Origin of the sequence: Psychrobacter sp. APC 3279 (assembly GCF_030407795.1) — a bacterium.
Lineage (GTDB): Bacteria > Pseudomonadota > Gammaproteobacteria > Pseudomonadales > Moraxellaceae > Psychrobacter.
Genome location: NZ_JASDCR010000003.1, coordinates 143,946 through 164,856, shown reverse-complemented (window position 1 = coordinate 164,856; position 20,911 = coordinate 143,946). Strand labels below are relative to the sequence as shown.

Here is a 20,911-nt window from a genome sequence, read left to right as displayed (position 1 = left end):
GCAGTTGGATGTATCGATAGTTAGTTAGACAGTTAGCCAGTCAGTTAGCACTAATAAAAAGCCCCAGCATATTGCTGGGGCTTTTTATTAAGGTAAATCTTTCATTATCAAATCAATAAAGTGGATAACTATGCACGTTATTTGTCATCTATTTTATCTACTTTCACATCCTCAGTAGTAGCGATAGAGGCGTCGCTATCTTGAGCAGAGTCAGGTAGACGATTTGGGTCAAGCGCCCCTTTTTTGTTTTTAGGCGCACTACCATTGCCATTACTGTTCGTAGAGGTTTTGGTCTTCGAAGTCGCTGTCGAGTTTGCAGACATGACGCCTTTATTATCCCCATTAGTAGCAGACGTTTTTGGCTCTTCTACTGGTTCACTTTTCTCTACGGTAGTGTTAGAAGAGGACTTAGTCTCGGTGCTACTGCTTTGGGTAGTTGATGACTGATTAGCAGTGTTTTGTTCATCACTTTTATCACTATCTACCGAAGGCTCTGGCGCTGCTGTCTGGCTATCGTCAGGGCTAGGCTCCTGCTCTTTGCGCTTTTCAGGGGCTTTTGAGTTTGACTCAAAGTTAGCATCAGCTGCCATGCGAGCCTGCTCTTGCTTAGGCGTTACATCGACTGGCTTTGGCTGTACTTCATCGTCTACCACTAGCGATATAAGCTTACGGTCACGAGGGACAGTACCGTCAAACTTATCGGTGATGACGTGCAGTTTACCTTCTTTGTCGACGGTATATAGCGGTACAAATTGCTTATTATCCGCTTTATACTGCTCAAAGCTATAGCTATCCGTAATGTTGGTAATCTTAATTCGAGCTTTTTTGGACAGCATACTGGCAAGCTTGGTATAGGTCACATCTTTGCCAAACAACCACTGTGAATGGAAGTTCGATTGCTTATCATCACGCTCGCTTTTGACTTTTTCATCACTGAATTTAAGACGGTATAGCTTACGCTCACCAAATTCATGACGATAGTGAATCTCGGACAGCGTGTTCATTTCTTTGTCCATACTCATCGCAAACAAGCGACCAATACCGATCAGATCCAGATGATGATCTGCATGATCAGAGATAGGATTACCAAAGTAAGTACGCAGACCGCTCATGCGTGCGCGTGCAATATTGGTGTAGTTATTGTGCGCAACGATAACGTCGAAGCCTTGGTCTTTGAGAGAGGTAGCAATCAATAGCGCAATTGGGTTTGAGCCGACGATAAGGATACCGTTGGTCTCAGGCTCACGTACGCCAAGTAAATTACCGACGACCTTTGCACCTAGACCCTGAATCATGACCGTACCAATGATGACCATAAATACGAGAGGTACAAGTAGCTCTACGCCTTGGATATCATACTCTTGCAAACGAATTGCAAACAGAGATGAGATTGCAGCAGCGACGATACCACGTGGCCCAATCCAGCTAATCATCAGCTTTTCATTGGTCTTAAGGTTCGAGCCGATAGCCGATGCCCAGACTGATAGTGGGCGTGCGACAAACATCACGATAGCGAGCAGCACTAGCCCTGCAAAACCAACGCTGAGCAAACTTGCCAACTCTACACGCGCCGCTAGAATAATGAACAGCACTGAAATAAGCAGAATGGTCAACGACTCATTGAACTCTAAAATCGTCTCACGTGGGAATTTTGGCCAGTTCGCCAATGCCACGCCCAATACTGTGACAGTCAATAGACCTGATTCATGCTCTAGGTGATTCGATATCGAAAATAACACCAGTACAAATGCTAGGGTAAAAACATTACGCAAGAACTCAGGAATCATATGACGACGCATGAGGAATGCAAGTAGCCAAGCGCCTGCCATACCCATTGCCGTTGCCAATACGACAATTTTAGCAAATAGTAGAATACTACTGGCTTCACCGCCTGAGATAATGTACTCATAGACCAATACCACAGCGATAGCGCCGATTGGGTCAATGATAATACCTTCCCATTTCAAGATGTTAGAAATGGTTTTGTTAGGGCGTACACTACGAAGCAGCGGCATAATGACCGTTGGACCAGTCACACAGACTAACGCACCGAAGAGTAGAGCAATCAATGGGTCGACATCGAATAGTAAATAGGTCGATAGTGCCACGATAGCAATGGTAATCAGTACGCCGACCGATACTAGCATCTGTACCACGGTACCATGTTGTTTAATCTCATCGAACTCTAGCGTTAGCGATCCTTCAAATAGGATAATCGCTACGCCCAAAGAGATGAAAGGAAACATCAGCTCGCCCAATACCAAGTCTGGGTCAAATACACCCAGCACTGGGCCGACGATAATACCAATCAGTAATAAAAACAAAATGGATGGTTGCTTTAAATACCAAGCCAACCATTGGGCGGCAATGCCAATCCCAACCACGCCGGATAGCAAAAGGGCGGTATCCATAAATTAATCCTTTTATAATCTTGTCATATTTTATATCTATCGATAGCTGTTATAAGATAGTCGCTACCGTTTATTTAACAATAAGTTGTTATCCGTTTTTGTTGTAGCCAAGCTATCGCACTGATAGCCATCGTGAATCACAACATAAGCTAGATATGATATAACTACTATAAAGTAGCAAAGACAAAAGCGCTTCTAGATAAATCACAATACGCTAGAAATGCAAAAGATGGAAAACAAGAGTGATGATAGCCAGTTTAATGAGGTCGTAATAAACAGACTCATATACAAGCTAACTTTTGTTTGTTTAGTAAAATATTTGGTTTGACATCATACCATGATTTTATTTCAAGCTGATGTAAGCCGTACCTGCTAAAAAGCTATCTCACGGCCACAAAAGTATACGAAGCCCATATGAAATAACGCTGCCTTGGGTTATCCTGCACTATGCAAAAGACCTCAGCACAATACTTCAAGTTTTTATTTATCATACAGTAGCTGCGTGGGGCATGCACGTCGCGCACAGGATAATAGTGTTAGTGCCATGAAATATCATATACTGAACGTTGAAAGTATTTATTTTTATAAGACACTATTAATCATGTTCTACACTATTAACCACCTTCTAAAGACAAGCGCTCTATAAATATTCAAGTAGTGAGTAGTGATAAAAATAAGCGTAAAGTAATTGCTAAATAGGTATGACAATAAGTTCGAATAAAAGTGCTGCGTAGCATAAATAGACAAGATAAATAGATAAAAGAATATAATTTCACCAAATAGTAACGAATAGGGGCATGCCGCTTGGTGTAGTCGCTATCGCTGAAAATCATAACGTGGCTGTTAATAACAGCGATTACTCATATGGAGGACACAAAATGCCTATCAATATGTTCAAAGGACAGACCACTGCCAATATGCAGCGCTGGGCACAACGTAGTGCATTGGCATTCGCTGTTGGTACAGCGATGTTTGCTAGTATTAATGTCACGACGATCAACAGTGCTCAGGCTGCAGTCACTACGGCTGATTTCTCTGGTTTGGTGCAACAAGTTACGCCAGCAGTGGCACGTGTCAATGTCACCAAAACGATTAGTGAAGCCGAGCTTGCTAAAGCTCAGACTGCTGAAGTATTGCGTCAGTTCTTTGGTGATCGTCTGCGTATTCCTGATCGAGTCGCGACGCCAGCGATTGAGCATGCTTATGGTACGGCCTTTTTTATTACCTCTAATGGATATATGCTGACCAACCATCATGTCATCGCAGGTGCGGACAAAATCACTGTGACGCTTAATGATAGAACCGAGCTTGATGCAACTTTGGTTGGTAGTGACGAGCGCTCAGATGTGGCCGTGCTAAAAGTTGAGGGCAGCCAATTTCCAGCCCTGCCTATCGGCGACTCAAGTGGTCTAAAAGTAGGGGAGCCAGTATTAGCAATCGGTTCGCCATTTGGTTTTGACTACTCAGCCTCTGCTGGTATTGTCAGTGCCAAGTCGCGTAGCTTCTCGCGTGAAACGAGCGTGCCATTTATCCAAACCGATGTGGCATTAAACCCGGGTAACTCTGGCGGGCCACTATTTAACCAGCGCGGCGAAGTGATTGGAATCAATTCGCGTATTTTTAGTGGTACTGGCGGTTATATGGGACTGTCATTCTCTATTCCTATTGACGCTGCCATGGACATTTATGAGCAGCTAAAAAATGATGGTGAAGTGGCGCGTGCATATCTAGGAATTTATCCACAAGATATCGATCGCAATCTGGCCGAGGCTTATAATTTAGAGCGCCCTCAAGGTGCCTTACTGACTCGTGTATCACCAGATTCACCAGCACAAAAATCAGGCCTAAAACCTGGTGACATCATTTTGCAATACAATGACGTACAAATCATGGAGGCGTCCGATTTGCTGAACTTGCTCAACCGAGCGCGTCCAAGCGACCCCTTCCGGGCACGGATTCAGCGTAACGGTAAGCAAATGGTGATTAACGGAAAGCTCGCTTACGCGCCTAATGATGTAAGAGCACAAAGCGGTGATGAGCAAAATGATGATGTACAGTTGGGCCTACGTTTACGCGATTTGACGGCAGATGAACAAGCAGAAATCGCTGTCGATAATAAAACAGGCATATTGGTTACTACGGTGGATCCTACTGGATTGGCCGCGCGCTCAGGTATTCTGGCAGGTGATGTTATTACCAACTTTCATCAAAAGCCGATCGAAACAGTGGCAGACTTTTCAGGTGCTATCTCTTCTCTTCCTAAAAAAGGCGTGGTCACTATAGAAGTTATACGCCAAGGTATTCCTGCTATTATTGGTCTACGTATTGAGTAGGTGTCATGATTAAAGCGTGGCTGTGAATGTTACTGTTAATGTGACTAATAACGTAACTCAGATTACGGTACAGAGTATAAAGGCAGCGCGCACGTCAATAATTGTGCTTGTCTATCATGGAGGTCGACCTCTATAATGTTTGGTTTTTTATCAAACAGCTAAGAGTAAGACCTCAATAGCAATCCATTCGTTAAGTGAGTTATTGATCAATCAATACGCTCTAAGGTGGGCCGAGTCGCTTAGTAGGCTCGTACCATTATGCAACCGCTAGGTAATTATGACTGACCCCGCTCTACATACGCTTATTACAACGACGTCAGCAGCACTGCTAGCGTACATTGCACTGTGGTCAGGGCTACAAACGTTTAATGCCAATCCTACCAAGCGCTTTATACGTATTTGGGTGAAGCTTGCATTATATTATGCCGCTTATACGATGCCTGTTTGGGCGATATTGCTTATCATGGTTTGGTCACAGGACCTGATGCCGATGTTAGCGCAGCTATCACTACCTGCCGTACTGATGGCAATATTAATGATGGGTTTATACTTTTATACTGTCATTGTACAGCCCAACCGCTTACGACTAGAGCATCATTCTATTGACTTAGACTTATCTACACCGCTCAAGGTCGCCGTATTGGCAGATTTACGTATAGGGATATACGGTGGTAAGCCGCGTCATATTCGCAAGTTGGTCTCTACTATTAATGCCTTGTCAGCAGACGCCGTACTGATTACGGGCGACTGGCTATACTATCCAAGTGCAGATTTAGTGGGTCAGTTAATGCTATTTAAAGGGGTCAATAAACCTGTTTATACAGTCATGAGCACCTCGGACTTGCGTTATCAATCTATGAATACGACCAAACAAGGTCAGCCACTATTAGAAGATACATTGGCCAGTACTTTTGATGTACTCGATATTAACTATATCGGTCAGCAATGTACGTCGCTGCCACTCAAATATGCAAGAGCAACAAATAAGCAGTCAGTCGTTAACCAGTCTACTCATCAAACTAATAATCAAAATATTGTTGATCAAGAAAATTCAAATATAAATTCATTAGTAGCGGTGCTTTGCGGCTGGCAAGATGTGTCCAAGCAATCTACAGATATTGAAACGTCAGAGGCGACTGATAAAGCAATGCTTGGATCGGAGATTGCCAATGCCACCAGTCCAGTGATTATCTTGGCATCACGATTTGATAGTATCAGTGATCTGCCAAAGTCTTTACAGCCACGCCCTTTGTTGATAACCGGTGCTGCAAAGGCTATTCAAAAAAATATCCTGCTTGCTCAAAAACAGAACGATATTCGACGCAGTAGTGAGCAGTCAGCATTGCTATATAACAGTCGCATGGGTAAGCAGCGCGGCCTATACCAACATGCAAGTGCACAGATATTTGTGAGTAGCGGCATCGGTACGAGAGGGTTGCCTTTTCGATTCTATCGACCTACTATCGATGTGTTGACGATTCGTTAATATTACATAAGAGACTTATCAGCGCACGTTGATTACGCTAAACTGCTCCTTTAATGATGTAAGTATTCATCTACAAGGTTTTAGGCCAGGTTCTATAAATTTAAGCGAAAAATAATACCCATTTTTTGGTACTAAAATTATGTGCTGACTGCCAATTGATTGATAGCGGTCAAATTAAAATATGCTACACTAACGAGCACTCTTATTATTATATTTCTGTCGGTTAGTAAGCAGGCCTATTACTCTTGGTAGATGGCCATCACGATACTGATATCGTAGATATAATCATCTATGATACAAACGCTATTATAGTAAGTAGAGACGCAGCATTAACATCAAGTAAGTTACGCCATCAGCGTTTATCAACGCACACAAAGCAATGGCCACTTGCAAACGACCTATCATGTGACAGCTTTAATAAAAGCTAGGATAATACAGTAAGGCACGGTTATGAGCACAGCATACGACGAGATCAAAACCCGACTACAAGGCTCAATGGTAGCTTTGGTAACGCCCATGCACCCTGACGGTAAGGTCGATTATAAACGTCTCGCAGATCTCATAGATTGGCAGATTGAGCAGGGCACACACTGCCTTGTGGCTGTTGGTACTACTGGCGAATCAGCGACCCTATCTATGCAAGAGCATAGCGATGTCATTCGCTATTTTGTCCAGCATGTCAAAGGTCGTGTACCGGTCATCGCGGGTACTGGTGCCAACAACACGATGGAAGCCATCAAGCTGACTCAGGATGCTGCCGATGCAGGCGCAGACTGTGCGTTGCTAGTCGCTCCTTACTACAATAAGCCGCCACAAGAAGGCTTGTTTCAGCATTATGAAGCCATTGCCAAAGCCGTAAATATACCGCAAATGCTGTATAACGTGCCTGGACGTACAGTGGTTGATATCGCTCAAGAAACGGTCGAGCGTTTGTGTGATATCGATAATATTGTTGCTATCAAAGATGCGACAGGATCTGTCGGTCGCGGTGAGCAATTGATCAAAGCTGTTGGTGACAGAATGGTTGTGTTATCTGGTGATGATGGCACTGCGCTTGATCTAATGAAAGTGGGTGGCAAAGGTAATATCTCAGTCACTGCTAACGTGGCGCCAAAAGCCATGAGTGAGACTTTTTCTGCGGGTTTACGTGGTGACTTCGAAGCGGCCGGTAAAATCCATGACGTGGTCAAGCATCTGCACCGCGACCTATTTATCGAATCAAGTCCTATCCCAGCGAAGTACGCCTTGCATAAAATGGGCATTATCGATAAAGGTATTCGTCTGCCATTGGTTTGGCTCGCCGAGCAGCATCATGCAACTATTGATGAAGCATTGGTTCGAGCAAACATACGATAAATTGATACTTAGCCAATTGATATTCGGCGATTTTAGATTTGCCGCTAGCCTGATAATTGATATTCGAGCTAGCGGTAGGTCAACTTATCATGATAAGTCAATCGCCTACATAAGCAATAACTGCTAACTCAGAGAGACAACATGATGACAGTAACATCAAAGACAGTATCATCAACGACAAAATTATTTCCAGCCATGCTGACCTTGGTTTTGGGTAGCACTTTGGTATTGAGCGGCTGTCAAGCGACCAAAAACCTGCTTGGTAAACGTGATAACGGCAGCTTAGATTATCAGCAAAGCAAAAAGCTTGCACCGATAGAGCTACCTGCCGCCCAAGAAACGGCACCTTTTGTCCCTTTGTATTCAACACCTAATGCTGGGGCAAACACGCTCCAACTACAAAATGAGTCAGGCAATCAGTATCAGCTGCCAAAACCTCAGCGTACTGTTAGCAACACTTCGAACTAAACTTATTCCCTTATCTATATCGCTGACTTTTGCGTTTTTTATTATAGCCGCAAACCATGTATCTTACATCAGTCAGCGGTAGCTGCGCGTTTTTACCACATAAGCTTGAACGAACAGGAACCCCCATAATGCAAAAGCAACAACTGCTGTATAAAGGTAAAGCCAAATCTGTCTATGAAACAGAAGACAATGATCTTCTGATTTTGCACTTCCGTGATGATACCTCAGCGCTTGATGGTAAGCGTATCGAACAATTAGCACGTAAAGGTGTGGTTAATAACCGCTTTAATGCTTTTATCATGCAAAAATTGTCTGATGCTGGTATCGAAACACATTTCGAGAAGCAATTGTCTGATGACGAAGTGTTGGTTAAACGCTTGGACATGATTCCTGTAGAGTGCGTGGTGCGTAACTTTGCAGCTGGTAGTTTGGTGCGTCGTTTAGGCTTAGAAGAAGGTCAGGCATTGACGCCGCCAACTTATGAGCTGTTTTATAAAGATGATGCGCTAGGTGATCCGATGGTTAACGAATCACTTTCTGTATCTCTTGGCTGGGCGACCAAAGAGCAATTGGCTAAAATGGAAGAGCTAACCTATCAAGTCAATGATGTATTAAAAGCATTATTTGATGCTGGTGACTTGATTCTAGTTGATTTTAAACTAGAGTTTGGCGTATTCCATGACCGTATCGTATTAGGTGACGAGTTCTCACCAGATGGCTGCCGTATCTGGGATAAGAACACTAAGAAGAAACTTGATAAAGACCGTTTCCGTCAGTCATTAGGCGATGTGATCGAAGCTTATGAAGAAGTGGCTGACCGTATCGGTGTACCATTAAAATAAGTAACTGATACTGAGCATAAAATAAAAGACTGAGCCATGTGCTCAGTTTTTTTATGGCATTATATTTATGATGATACCCTAGTGAGGACTTGAACCTTGGGCTGTAGCATTATGGTATTAAGGTTTTAACTCAATAAGATAGGCGCGATGTACTTCATGGTGTAAAGAACGTCAACTTTTGGTAGTAGATAACATCATCTTTATTCATGATAAGCACTGTTATGGGTGCAAAAAAATTTTTAGGGATATATTTGCAAGCATCTCACTGTTCAAACAGACCAGTTGATATTAGAATGGTAGAAAAGCTTAGAAAACATAAGTTTCTCATCCTTGATTCCTGACTCTATAGAGCTTTTAATTAACTTTTCATCAATATTATCAACTTCGTGGACTCTACTAATTAGGGTTCGAACTCTATTTTCAGTAGCAAAATAGATAGCTAAGATATTTTGTTTGTTCTCAATAAAAATATCTGGGAATGTGTTGGTTGATATCATATTTCTTATACTACACATAATATCTATTAATTCGACAGTATACTCCGGGTATTGTATCCAGACCTCGCAACAGTCGATCAGCATAGGATAGCCTTGCTCATAATTGATACCCTGGACATGCTTATCATCAAAATCAGACATATACCATTCACCAAGCTCATTAAAGCTCTCGGTAGACAATAAGAATTTTATTAACTCTTCTTTAAACATAATTTAGTCTCTAAACCCATTTTCAAAGTAGTGTATTCATTCAATGAGTTATCAGTATATGTTCGGTGCGCTATACAGGAACCTAACTGCTAGTGTTAGGTATAAACTTAATGACTACGAAATCGTTGGAGTAGTTCATTATAATTAAGAGGTGCGATTAAAATCTTTCAAGTTGGTTTCTACGAAATCAACGATAGGGGTCACTTATTAGTTAACCTAAATTAGTATCAAATGTATAGAAGGGCTTTCTTCATTGAGAATAGATTTATCGTTTACGCATTTAATAGCATAAAAAAAATTATTAATAATAAACTCATCATTATAAGGAAAGTTTTTAATCGTTAGACTCAATATTTCATTTTCTCCTATAGTGACCTCTGACATGCCGTATTCTGGATAACGTATATCACCCAAACAATCAATCAGAGCATTGAAATTTGCTCCATAAAAATCTGGAAAGCCAAAAGCTTGCTTCAATTCTTTATGCATTTTATCAACTGTATCAACATCTTTAAAATCTATAACCATTTCCATATATTATCACCATTTTTTAAGTATACCCCAGCGGAACCAGCTATTTCACCTTTCAAACCTATTAACAGACTACTTAAAATAGACCACTATAATGGAACCACTTATAACAGACTATAATTCCTATCCATTTATCAACAGTATCACTCTTCAGCCATAGGCTTATCATTTAACTCGTATAAAAAATCAAACATAGCGCCAACACTGTCCTCGATACCTTGTCTTACTTTTATGCTAATTTGTTAGTACTTACTCATATCAATTAGACCATAAAAATAAGAAAAGGTTTCGCTAATGTCTACTGCTTCATCAACTGTTTTAGAGCCAGCTTGGTTTACGCGTCCAACCTGTGTGGTGGCCGCTGATTTGGTGGGTAAGGTGGTTTGTAGAAAGCTGATCGACAGCGACGGATCAGAAAAAGTTTTGCGAATGCGTATTTCTGAGACAGAAGCCTATATTGGTCAAGATGACCCCGCCTGCCATTCACATGCAGGTACTCGAACGGCGCGCACAGAGATTATGTATGAGCAAGGTGGCGTGTTCTATGTCTATCTGACCTATGGCGTGCATCATATGCTAAATTTGATTAGTGGTGCTGTAGAGTCACCTGAATCGGTGCTGATCCGCGCTGGGTTTTTGACCGATGATAGTGACCGTCTGATCGAAGAGCAACAACTCAGTCCAGATAAGCAATTTACACATTCTAAGCAGTTCGCAGGCCCTGGTAAATTGACCAAACGCTTGCAGATTGATCGCGATTTATATGGCAAACCTGTTTCGCCGACATCCGAAGTTTGGATAGAAGATGATGGCTGCCAGCCACCTGTATCACTACGTCCACGTATTGGTATTGATTATGCAGGTGATGCCAAAGACTGGCTGCTACGTTATATATGGACTGATCACCCTTCCTTATCTAAGAACTAGCAGGTGATGCTTAAAACCACTCTATGAGGTAAACCTATGTATAAGTTGACCGTTTTCATTCCTGATGCAGCGTTAGAACAAGTAAAATCTGCTCTGTTTGCTGCTGGCGCTGGGAAGATTGGAAACTATGAGCAATGCTGTTGGCAGGTACAAGGAGCCGGTCAGTTTATGCCACTATCAGGTAGTACGCCGCATATCGGTCGTCACGATAGTTTAGAAACGGTCGATGAGTGGCGAGTGGAAATGGTGGTAGATGAAGCTTTTATCGATGCTACCATTGCCGCGTTAAAAGAGGCACACCCCTATGAAACGCCAGCTTATGATGTGATAAAAGTCTTGGATTTTTAGTTTTATATAGAAAGATATTAGCTTATGGAGTGTAAGACTTCTCATAAAAAAAACAAATAAGCCACTTAATGACTTATTTGGTTATAAAATTTTTGATATTTCAACTGAGTAGTAACAGTGAATATCAGCCCTTAACAACTGATTAATCTTTTTTAAGTTTAATCACGTTGTAGCTTGGATAGCCTAGCTCGATTTTATAATTGTCGCGTCCGCGTTCAGCCTTTACCTTAATCTTACGATCACCGTTTTTATATTTAACGTCTTTGACGCGATATCCCATGCTACGGACTTTACTAGCAGCTCGTTGCTCGACAACGGAGACATAGCTGTCTTTAACGTTCTTTTTATCTTTGTGTTTTTTATGGCCTTTATTGTCCTTATGAGTATGCTCGTATAGGTCGTCATAGCCATTGTAGCCATTCGGCGCAGTCACACAGCCTGTGGTCACTGCTAATAAAGTTGCGACTATGCTGCCAGTCGCTACCGTTTTTAATGTTGCAAATGATAGAGTCTTCATAATGATTTCCTAGTAATATATCGTTGCTCAATATGGGTAAAAGTTAAATGTACCGAGGTCATTAGCTGAAAATGCTTAAAGCGATCAATCTTTTCTGACTTTGATCACATCTAAATTTGGATAACTTAATAGTATTTCGTACTTCTGCGAACCTCGTTTGGCCTCAATCTCGAAGACGCCGCGCTTGTTTTTTTCTTCAAGCTCGATATCTTCGACACGGTAGCCCATCGCTCTTACTTTATTGATAGCACGGCGTTTGATAGCTGGGTAACGTGATTCTCTTTTAATAGTGTTTTCGACATCGCCTTTTTTATAGCGCTGACCATTCTGATAATTATCTTGATGCTTGTTTTCTTTATAGCGGCTATTATCATTTTGCGACTTATTATTGTCCCAGTTATCTGGCCATGCTTTTTTGCTTGAGCTGATGAGTCTTAGGGCAGGGTAAGTATATTTTAGCTCGTAGGCCTGGTTGTTCTTTTTAGCATAAGTCGTAAGAGCTCGATCACCACGGTAACTATCAGCTCTGATATCTATAACCTGATAGCCTTTGCGGCGCAAGTCTTGTCGAAGCTGCTGACTTACGCGATTAAAATTATTGTTTTGGCTATTATCACCACGATATACGGGCTGATTGTCATATCCTGAGCCTACAACCGCACAACTCACTGTCGTACCTAATAACGCGACGACAAGACCAGTAGATACAATGGCCTTAATAGAGAAGGGTTTTATCGTTTTCATGAGGCAATATCCTATGATGGTATTAAGTAGGCGATATATGTTGGAAATATCTATATCTGCTATAACTATAAGATTTTAAAAGTATTCTGGCGAACTAAATTAGATCGTAGTTAATAAGTATTTCTAGTAATTTATTTTTTGAAATATTTCCTTACATTGTCTATAATAGAGTACAAAACTTTGCGCTAGGTGTCATTTGCGTTAATAAGTTGTAATAATTGTGGCAAGTAAAATAGATTGTTGTAAGCATATGCTTACACACAATGACGTTTACGCGACTTAACATAAGAGTGAGAGTTAGGCATTATAGTTACACGGCATTAGGGAATGTGACTCAAGGATTGAGTTGACCGCATTAAGGATAATGATTCGATAACTAGCGTCAGGATGACAATAGCGATTGAAGTAAGGACACAGTCCCTTTGCTAATAGCAGCAAGTAATACTGAAGCTGTAGTGTAGTAAAAAGGGCAGGATGCCCAGTATCACAATATACTGAATATTTATGCAAGGATGCATGAAAAGCAGTCGTGATAGGTAACATGGATAGTTAACAATAAAACCGCATAACAATTGATTGCTATGCGGTTTTATCGTGTCTGGAGAATGGTAATTTATTTCTCCAACAGCTTATCTGTACAGTATAAATCTGCCATAAAAAAACCGCATATATTTCTATGCGGTTTTTTAGTACAGTTATTATGTGGCGAATAAGCATGCAATGAATATATTAATATTTGTTTTCTACACGCCAGTCGTCTACTTCACGCTCTGCGTCTTCTTTGGCATGACCATAACGCTCTTGTACACGGCCTACTAGTTTGTCACGGCTACCTTCGATATGGGTAAGATCGTCGTCTGTTAGCTCAGCCCATTTTTGTTTAACTGAACCTTTCATTTGGTTCCATTCGCCTTTTAGAGTATGTTCGTTCATTGTATTATTCCTTTTATTGAACTTATTGTGTTTGATTTATTTCTTGATCACTACTTTGGTTCTTATTTCACGATTTCGATTACTGATACTACTATTTAATTTTTATTATAATTGTATTGCACAAGGATAAATGATTGGTTCCAAATATCTTGTGAGATCAAATATAGGACTTTTCAATTCAGCTGTCTGTATATGCTATGTTTATAGTGTTACTTAATTATAGTGAGCGTTTACTAAGTGTTATCTACAGAGCTACTGTAGTGGTGCCGCGTAAATTGCGTCTACTATGCGTGATAGTAGTTTCTTGTATAAACTTGTTTTTTATATAAATATTAAGAAAATATATTATTTATTTAAAAATACTTATGTAAGTAAAGAAGTAGCTACTCAAAAATAGAGTAGCTGCTTTTTTATTATCTTTGAAATTGATTAAAAGCTATTTCGTCGAATATTTATTCAAATAGTGATGATAGCGTTTAGTGAGTTTCTTTATTCGTATACGATCAGAAATCAATGAGAAAATTGGCGAGGCATTTGGTTTGGGCGACTTCCCTTGCCCCATGCGCTGTAATTGTCGCTTGATGACGGCCATTGTAGCAACTGCACTTAAGGTTTTATCTTTCCAGCGTACCACAGGATTGTGAGCACTAAGCGTACTATCATTTTTCCAGTCATTCGGTAGAGCAGGGTTCATGGCTAATGCGGTTCCCATACCAACCACGTCAATCCCTTGCGCCAGTACATCTTCTGCGACAGTCAATCGTCTAACGCCACCTGTCGTCATGATAGGCATGGTAGCGACTTGAGCAATCTCTTTTGCGAAGTCTAAAAAGTACGCTTCTCGTTGCAACGTGCGACCATCTGCTGTGCTGCCTTGCATGGCTGGGCTTTCGTAGCTGCCACCTGATAGTTCAACCAAATCTACGGCCAATTCATTCATCGCTGAAATAACCACTTTGGCATCATCTGCATCAAATCCTCCGCGCTGGAAGTCGGCGGAGTTTATCTTAACAGCGACTGCAAAGGTAGGCACAACTTGAGCGCGAACGGCTTTGATTACTTCGATCAATAGTCGCATACGATTCTCAACCGAGCCGCCGTATTCATCTTTACGTTTATTGGTAAGCGGTGATAAAAATTGAGAAATTAGATAGCCGTGGGCGGCATGAATTTGCACGCCATCGAAGCCAGCTTGTTCTGCTTTTAGGGCACTATCGGCAAACCGCTGGATCAATTGTTCAATATCTTGCGGAGTCATCGCACGTGGTTTGCCAAATAGATGAGAGTGCTTACCCAAGTCAATTGCCACGTCAGAAGGTGACAGCACATCGCCGCCCATGGCAGCATATACTTGACGGCCAGGATGATTGAGCTGCATCCAAACCTGTGTATTGTTGTGCTTGGCAGCATTTGCCCATGCTCTAAAAGGCGCTATCTCACTGTGTTTGTCTAATACGACACCACCAGGCCCTGTCATAGCGCGGCCATCTACCATCACGTTTCCGGTGATTAACAGACCTGTCCCGCCTTCGGCCCAGTTTTTGTATAGACGGAGCAGAGTAGGGCCAGGAATTTGACCGACATCAGCCATGTTTTCTTCCATGGCAGCTTTCGCTAAGCGATTGGGTAATGTAGCGCCACAAGGCAGCACTAAAGGCGAGAATATAGGTGATGTCATGATAGTGGCCTAGAAATGGTTGTTTTGTGAAGCATGAGTTCTACTATGGGTTTGGCTATAGACATATGGTTTAAATGACTATAACCTTATAGCTAAAATATTCGCTGTCGGTAATTGACCATTATCATCACATTTTTTTGGCATAATAGCACCTAAGGTAAATTACTGGTGTGTCGATATAATTATCTATTGAATAGGAAAACCTCTGCATTGAATGTATTAGCGCAAGATTTGACAGTTCCAGTAGAATCTAAACGTGAGCTGGCGAAAGCTAAGACTCGGCGTGCGTTATTAAAAAGTGCCTTGCGGTTGTATAGTTTGGAAGGTGCTCAGGGCATGAGCATGAATAAAGTTGCCAAAGGTGCAGGTATTGCCCAACCCAGTTTTTACAATCATTTTGAGAGCCTAGAGACGTTACAAAATGAGCTGAGCGCCCAACTAAAAGACAATTATCTATCACCGATGCGACTGGCATGGGTCAATATGCTCAAAGATTATGATGTGTTGAGTAAAGATCAGTTTAATCAGCAATGTCGACAATGTCTGATTATGATCTTTGATTCTGCATTTGAGAATATCGCACTGTTTCAACACTTGCTCGAAGATCGTCCTAGATTTAGTGACAGTATAGAAAACCAGTCATCATTGAATAACGGACTGGGCAATCTGATTACTGAAATACAAGAAGAATGGACAGAGATATTTATTCAGGGATTACAGTTATCCAATCGTACTTGCGAGCGCAGTGCTGTCAATCTATGCGTCGATATGGCGGCGGCACAAGTACATGAGTTGATATTGGGCTGTCATCAGCAGCGTTACTCAAGACAACAAGCGATTGCCACGTTGAGTATCAGCTTTGATGCACTGTTCGCCAATTTTTTGCACGGAAGCAATACTAGTCAGTAGTGATAATAAGCAAAAATTATTGTCATGAAATCTAGAACAAAAAAACACAACAGGGAGAGTGACTATGGCCACAACCACGGCTGCACCAACGTTAGGCGAAACGCAAACGCATTTTAGAACTTGTACATTGTGCGAGGCAATGTGCGGTGTTGAGATAAAACATGATGGCGAAAAAGTCTTGTCGATTAAAGGGGACAAAAACGATCCCTTTTCACAAGGCTATATTTGTCCGAAAGCCACCGCTTTGCAAGATTTGCATGAAGATCCTGACCGTTTGCGTCAGCCGGTAGAGAGAACGGCAGATGGTTGGAAATCTATTAGTTGGCCAGAAGCGTTGGATAAAGTTGCTGCAGGTATTCAATCCATACAGCAAAAGTATGGTCAAAATGCGTTGGGTGTTTATCTAGGTAATCCTAACGTACATAATATGGGCGGTATGTTGACCATCAAGCAACTGCTTACCAGCTTAAAGACGCGCAGTCGTTTTTCTGCCACTTCTATCGACCAACTGCCACATCATATTATTAGCATGCATCTGTTTGGTCACATGCTGCGTATTCCAGTTCCTGACGTCAATCACACGCAATACATGCTTATCATCGGTGGCAATCCGTTGGCTTCTAACGGCAGTATCATGACTGCGCCCAATATGCGCCAAAAGCTAAAAGATATCAAAGCGCGCGATGGCAAGGTGGTAGTAGTTGATCCAAGACGTACCGAAACTGCCGACATCGCTAGTGAGCACCACTTTATTCGTCCAGCGACGGATGTATTGCTGCTATTGGCCATGCTCAATGAAATCTATACGCAGGGTTATGCCAAGCTCGATACTAGAGTGGCAGCCTTGGCACCTGAGATCGATCGACTTGCTTTGTTTGCTGAACAATACACGCCTGAGTCAGTTGCAGACATCACGGGTATTACCGCAGCCGAAATCAAACGTATCGTCAAAGAGTTTTGTGAAGCGGAAAGCTCAGTTTGTTATGGCCGTATGGGCATCTCAGTGCAAGAGTTTGGTTTGCTCAGCCAATATCTATCTATGGTCATTAATATCGTCACGGGTCGTTTAGATGAGGTGGGTGGACTCATGTTCCCAAATCCTGCTATCGATGTTGTGAACAGCTCAGGCCCAGGTTATTTGGGTAAACGTCATAGCCGCGTCAGCAACTTGCCAGATTTTAATGGTGAGTATCCAGTAGTTGCGATGGCGGATGAAATGTTAGTTCAAGGGGAAGGCCAGTTAAAGGGATTCGTTACGGTCGCTGGCAACCCTGTTCTGAGTACCCCAAATGGTGAAAAGTTGGATGAAGCATTATCTCAGTTAGAGTTTATGGTGTCACTTGATTATTTTGTGACTGAGACCAGTCGCCATGCCAATATCATTTTGCCGCCTGTATCACCATTAGAGCGCGACCATTATGACATTACTTTTAATGGTTTTGCCGTGCACAATGTCGCCAAATATTCGCCTGCTTTGTTTGATAAAACTGATGACACCAAGCATGATTGGGAGATTTATTTAGGATTAGCAGATCGCTTAGACAAAGATGCGCCAGAAGCAACGCAAAAAGAACGTGCCGCGACAAAAGCCTTTGGTCCTAAGTTCTTGTTAGAGCAAGGTCTTAAGTATGGACCTCATAAAGAGGTAACGTTTGAAGCACTGATCGAAAACCCGCATGGTATCGATTTGGGTCCGCTGCATCGTATGTTGCCAGAGGCTATCAAACATGCCGACAAACAAATTCATCTTCATGTTGATTTTTATCAGTCAGATTTGGCCCGTGTCAAAGAAATGGTGCAACAGTACAACAGTAATGAGATTTTGCTAATCGGTCGTCGTCATGTACGTAGCAACAATTCATGGTTGCACAATAGCCATCGATTGGTAAAAGGTAGGTCTCGTTGTACGTTAATGTTGCATCCGCAAACGGCAGCGCAACATGGTATTGCAGACGGTCAAGATGTCAGAGTAACTTCTCGAGTAGGTAGCGTGGTCATTGCAGCAGAAGTGACAGATGAGCTGATGCCAGGAGTGGTCAGTATCCCGCATGGCTTTGGTCACGGACGCAAAGGGGTTAAGCAAAAGATTGCTCAAGCGCATGCAGGTGTCAGCGTTAATGATTTGACTGATGAAACGTTGATTGATCAGTTGAGTGGTAATGCCGCAGTCAACGGTGTGCCTGTGCAACTAGAAGCATTGGATATGGGTGCAGATAGTTTATCCACTGCTACAGAGACTGTAGCGGAAAGCGCACTAGCATAAAGTTAATCGCAAGTTCATAGACATACAAAAAAGGCGTTCACGTAAAGTGAGCGCCTTTTTTTGCAATCTGAGTACATCACTGAGCCGATCAAACGCTCATGCCGATAAAATCAAAATCAACGTTAGGGGTTTCGCCTTGGATTAATAAACTAAGGGCCTTTGCAGAGCCGCAAGAGTGTGTCCACCCTAATGTGCCATGTCCTGTATTGAGCCATAAATTATCAAAAGTCGCTGAAGCATTATGACTACCATGTTTGACTTGACCACAGTGCGTGCGTCCAATCAAAGGTACGTTCGATGGGGTCATCGGACGCAGTCCTGTCCAATATTGCACAGAGTTTGCGATGATGCCTTTTGGAAATAACTGCTGCACACGGCGAGTGATGGCTTCACAGCGCGTGGCATTTAAATCTAGGTTATAGCCATTAAATTCAGCTGTGCCAGCAACACGTAATTTGTCACCCAGTCGTGAGGTAACCAGTTTGAATTCATCATCAATTAAACTGACAAAAGGCGCTAAGTGCGGCGCCCGTGGATTCACCGTATAGGTAGCCGAGTATCCCTTTGCCGGAAAAATAGGTACATGGACGCCCAAAGGTTTTAGCAGAGGTACGCTGTAGCTGCCAAGCGCGACCACATGATTATCAGCCGTGAAGGTCTGCGCGTTTTCGCCTTTTGGACGGATGGTAATACTGTGTACATGCGGACGGGCAGAGTCGGTATCGGTATTGAGTGCCAAAATCTCAGTATCATATAAAAACTGTACACCAGCATCGATACAGCGCTGCGCTAAACGTTGGGTAAACAGGTGGGCATTGCCAGACTCATCACGACTAGTGTATGTCGCCCCAGTTAGCTTATGCGCAATTGGGTAGAGCGCTGGCTCTAAATTGACAGCGTTATTGATATCAATCACATGGCGCTCACAACCAAGCGCTTGCATGCGTTCAGTGGGTTCGATAGCCGCATCAAACTCTGCCTGATTGGTATAAAAGTGCATGATACCGCGTGTTTGCTGCTCGTAGTCGATACCAATATCCGCGCGCAGCTGTTGTAAGGTATCTCTTGAATATAGACCTAGGCGCACCATTTGCACCAGATTGGCATCGGCCCTATCGGCGCGGCACTCTTGCAAAAACTGCATGGCCCATTTGAGCTGCGCTTTATCCGCACGCAAGCGATACAGTAGCGGAGCATCCTCTTTAAACAGCCACTTGAGCGCTTTCATCGGGGTCGCAGGATTGGCCCAAGGCGTGGCATGTGAGACAGATATTTGACCGCCGTTGGCAAATGACGTCTGCATACCTGCTGCCGATTCGCGCTCAATCACAGTCACATCATAGCCTGCCTGACGTAGATACCATGCGGTGGTCACGCCCACCACGCCTGCTCCGAGTACCGCAATATGTGTCATAGGATTCTCTATGCTCATGTTAATCATGACAGGAGCTCTGTATTAAACTACCATCACCTTTGCTGCGTCGCTTGCCTGATTCGATGCAATTTTATTTTGGACGAGCAACATCTACTTGTAGTGCAGCTGGCAAGTCCAATATGCTCAAATCGCTTTCTGCCAACTGTTCAGGACGCGCTACGACCAAAGCGGTAAAGCCATCGTCATTTTTCATCGCATTGACTACTTGGATTTTATCGAGTTTGTCACCTGCGCGTGGTGCTGCACCGGTGCCTTTTACATAGTGTAAAAATGCTTTGGGTGCAGATTTAAAGTAGATACGAGCGATGACTTCTTGGCCTAAGTAGCAGCCTTTATCATAGTCCATGCCGCCGCGCTGATGTAGACGCAGCTCTTGCGGTTGAAACTCACCTTGAGTCGCGGCCACAATCCAATAATTACCAGTAGCTAAGCTGCATGCCATCCAAGCCTGCGTATCCTCAGCAGTATTATGGTCGTCTTTATGGCTAAAAGTAGGCTCATTTGATAGCACGCAAGGATAAACCGCTGCTGGTGCACTGGTCTCAAATTTAGAAAATGCCCCGTACTTATTAAGATGCGCCTGCAAAGACTCAGCACAATCGCTACTGATGACCACATCATAATGTTTCTCTGCTTGTTTTTTGATCCAGATACCAAACTCAATACGACCTTTTAGATTACAAATAGCCGCTGCTTGATAGCTAAGCCCAAGTTTGGTGACATCGCAGGTCAATTGCCCTTGCAGGAATTTTTCGGCATCCTCGCCTTGAATGGTCAGCTGCGAAAACTGCAGCAATGCTGAGGGATTTGGAGATTGTGTCATTGTTGTTATCCTTCTGATGAGAGCTTACTTAGTAATAATATAGAGGGTAAATCGAAGTGATAAAAAATTATATGGACGCTTTTATAATTGGCAGTATCTGTGCACATAAATCTAAATGAGGTTAAGAAGAGTACCACAAAAACGCTATCACAAAAACGTCACTACTAAGTGGGGCGCTTCAGTGAGGGTTAAGCATTAAA

At 42.6% G+C, this 20,911-nt stretch carries 18 protein-coding genes; 9 read left to right on the top strand and 9 right to left on the bottom strand.

The annotated features are described in order from the left end of the window. Window positions 1–137: 137 nt before the first annotated feature. Entirely contained in the window at window positions 138–2,411 is a 2,274-nt protein-coding gene (locus QL898_RS02515) for a sodium:proton antiporter (RefSeq protein WP_290175678.1), read from the bottom strand. 878 nt (window positions 2,412–3,289) lie between these two features. Between QL898_RS02515 and QL898_RS02510 the strand changes: the two genes are divergently transcribed. The 5 genes from QL898_RS02510 to purC all read left to right on the top strand — a co-directional run bounded on the left by QL898_RS02510 (window position 3,290) and on the right by purC (window position 8,896). Beyond that, entirely contained in the window at window positions 3,290–4,744 is a 1,455-nt protein-coding gene (locus QL898_RS02510; RefSeq protein ID WP_290175709.1) for a Do family serine endopeptidase, read from the top strand. Window positions 4,745–5,021: 277 nt separating this feature from the next. Beyond that, window positions 5,022–6,230 (top strand): hypothetical protein, encoded by a 1,209-nt coding sequence (locus QL898_RS02505; protein WP_290175677.1) that lies wholly within the window; start codon window positions 5,022–5,024, stop codon window positions 6,228–6,230. A 450-nt stretch (window positions 6,231–6,680) separates the two neighbouring features. Next, window positions 6,681–7,586 (top strand): 4-hydroxy-tetrahydrodipicolinate synthase, encoded by a 906-nt coding sequence (gene dapA / locus QL898_RS02500; protein ID WP_290175675.1) that lies wholly within the window; start codon window positions 6,681–6,683, stop codon window positions 7,584–7,586. Window positions 7,587–7,706: 120 nt separating this feature from the next. Continuing rightward, the gene (locus tag QL898_RS02495; protein ID WP_290175707.1) at window positions 7,707–8,054 is read left to right on the top strand and encodes a hypothetical protein; all 348 of its coding nucleotides are present in this window, start codon (window positions 7,707–7,709) and stop codon (window positions 8,052–8,054) included. Between the two features lie 128 nt (window positions 8,055–8,182). Next, entirely contained in the window at window positions 8,183–8,896 is a 714-nt protein-coding gene (gene purC / locus QL898_RS02490; protein WP_057757995.1) for a phosphoribosylaminoimidazolesuccinocarboxamide synthase, read from the top strand. Between the two features lie 269 nt (window positions 8,897–9,165). On the opposite strand, the gene QL898_RS02485 is transcribed toward purC, so the two are convergent. Beyond that, window positions 9,166–9,603: a hypothetical protein gene (locus QL898_RS02485; RefSeq protein ID WP_290175674.1), complete on the bottom strand. Its 438-nt coding sequence runs from the start codon at window positions 9,601–9,603 to the stop codon at window positions 9,166–9,168. Between the two features lie 216 nt (window positions 9,604–9,819). After that, entirely contained in the window at window positions 9,820–10,137 is a 318-nt protein-coding gene (locus QL898_RS02480) for a barstar family protein (RefSeq protein WP_290175673.1), read from the bottom strand. A 291-nt stretch (window positions 10,138–10,428) separates the two neighbouring features. Between QL898_RS02480 and QL898_RS02475 the strand changes: the two genes are divergently transcribed. Both QL898_RS02475 and QL898_RS02470 read left to right on the top strand, forming a co-directional pair. After that, window positions 10,429–11,061 carry a DNA-3-methyladenine glycosylase gene (locus tag QL898_RS02475; RefSeq protein ID WP_201549016.1) on the top strand — a complete coding sequence of 211 codons (633 nt, stop codon included), beginning with the start codon at window positions 10,429–10,431 and terminating at the stop codon, window positions 11,059–11,061. A gap of 36 nt (window positions 11,062–11,097) precedes the next feature. Further along, complete coding sequence (locus tag QL898_RS02470) at window positions 11,098–11,409, top strand: NGG1p interacting factor NIF3 (protein ID WP_201549015.1); 312 nt, start codon at window positions 11,098–11,100, stop codon at window positions 11,407–11,409. A 142-nt stretch (window positions 11,410–11,551) separates the two neighbouring features. On the opposite strand, the gene QL898_RS02465 is transcribed toward QL898_RS02470, so the two are convergent. From QL898_RS02465 to QL898_RS02450, 4 genes are all read right to left on the bottom strand, one after another. Further along, window positions 11,552–11,926 (bottom strand): hypothetical protein, encoded by a 375-nt coding sequence (locus QL898_RS02465; protein ID WP_290175672.1) that lies wholly within the window; start codon window positions 11,924–11,926, stop codon window positions 11,552–11,554. An 84-nt stretch (window positions 11,927–12,010) separates the two neighbouring features. After that, window positions 12,011–12,670, bottom strand: coding sequence for a hypothetical protein (locus QL898_RS02460; RefSeq protein ID WP_201549013.1), 660 nt, complete (start codon window positions 12,668–12,670; stop codon window positions 12,011–12,013). Between the two features lie 729 nt (window positions 12,671–13,399). Continuing rightward, the gene (locus QL898_RS02455) at window positions 13,400–13,603 is read right to left on the bottom strand and encodes a CsbD family protein (RefSeq protein ID WP_057758006.1); all 204 of its coding nucleotides are present in this window, start codon (window positions 13,601–13,603) and stop codon (window positions 13,400–13,402) included. A gap of 436 nt (window positions 13,604–14,039) precedes the next feature. Continuing rightward, entirely contained in the window at window positions 14,040–15,281 is a 1,242-nt protein-coding gene (locus QL898_RS02450) for an NADH:flavin oxidoreductase/NADH oxidase family protein (protein ID WP_290175670.1), read from the bottom strand. 210 nt (window positions 15,282–15,491) lie between these two features. On the opposite strand from QL898_RS02450, the gene QL898_RS02445 reads away from it, so the two are divergent. Beyond that, window positions 15,492–16,190, top strand: a complete 699-nt coding sequence (locus QL898_RS02445) for a TetR/AcrR family transcriptional regulator (protein ID WP_201549009.1) — start codon at window positions 15,492–15,494, stop codon at window positions 16,188–16,190. A gap of 64 nt (window positions 16,191–16,254) precedes the next feature. Continuing rightward, window positions 16,255–18,453, top strand: coding sequence for a molybdopterin oxidoreductase family protein (locus QL898_RS02440; RefSeq protein WP_290175669.1), 2,199 nt, complete (start codon window positions 16,255–16,257; stop codon window positions 18,451–18,453). A gap of 88 nt (window positions 18,454–18,541) precedes the next feature. On the opposite strand, the gene QL898_RS02435 is transcribed toward QL898_RS02440, so the two are convergent. Together QL898_RS02435 and QL898_RS02430 are read right to left on the bottom strand one after the other, a co-directional pair. After that, window positions 18,542–19,867: a D-amino acid dehydrogenase gene (locus QL898_RS02435; RefSeq protein WP_290175668.1), complete on the bottom strand. Its 1,326-nt coding sequence runs from the start codon at window positions 19,865–19,867 to the stop codon at window positions 18,542–18,544. Between the two features lie 91 nt (window positions 19,868–19,958). Beyond that, window positions 19,959–20,711, bottom strand: a complete 753-nt coding sequence (locus QL898_RS02430; RefSeq protein ID WP_290175667.1) for a folate-binding Fe/S cluster repair protein — start codon at window positions 20,709–20,711, stop codon at window positions 19,959–19,961. Between the last annotated feature and the right edge of the window lie 200 nt (window positions 20,712–20,911).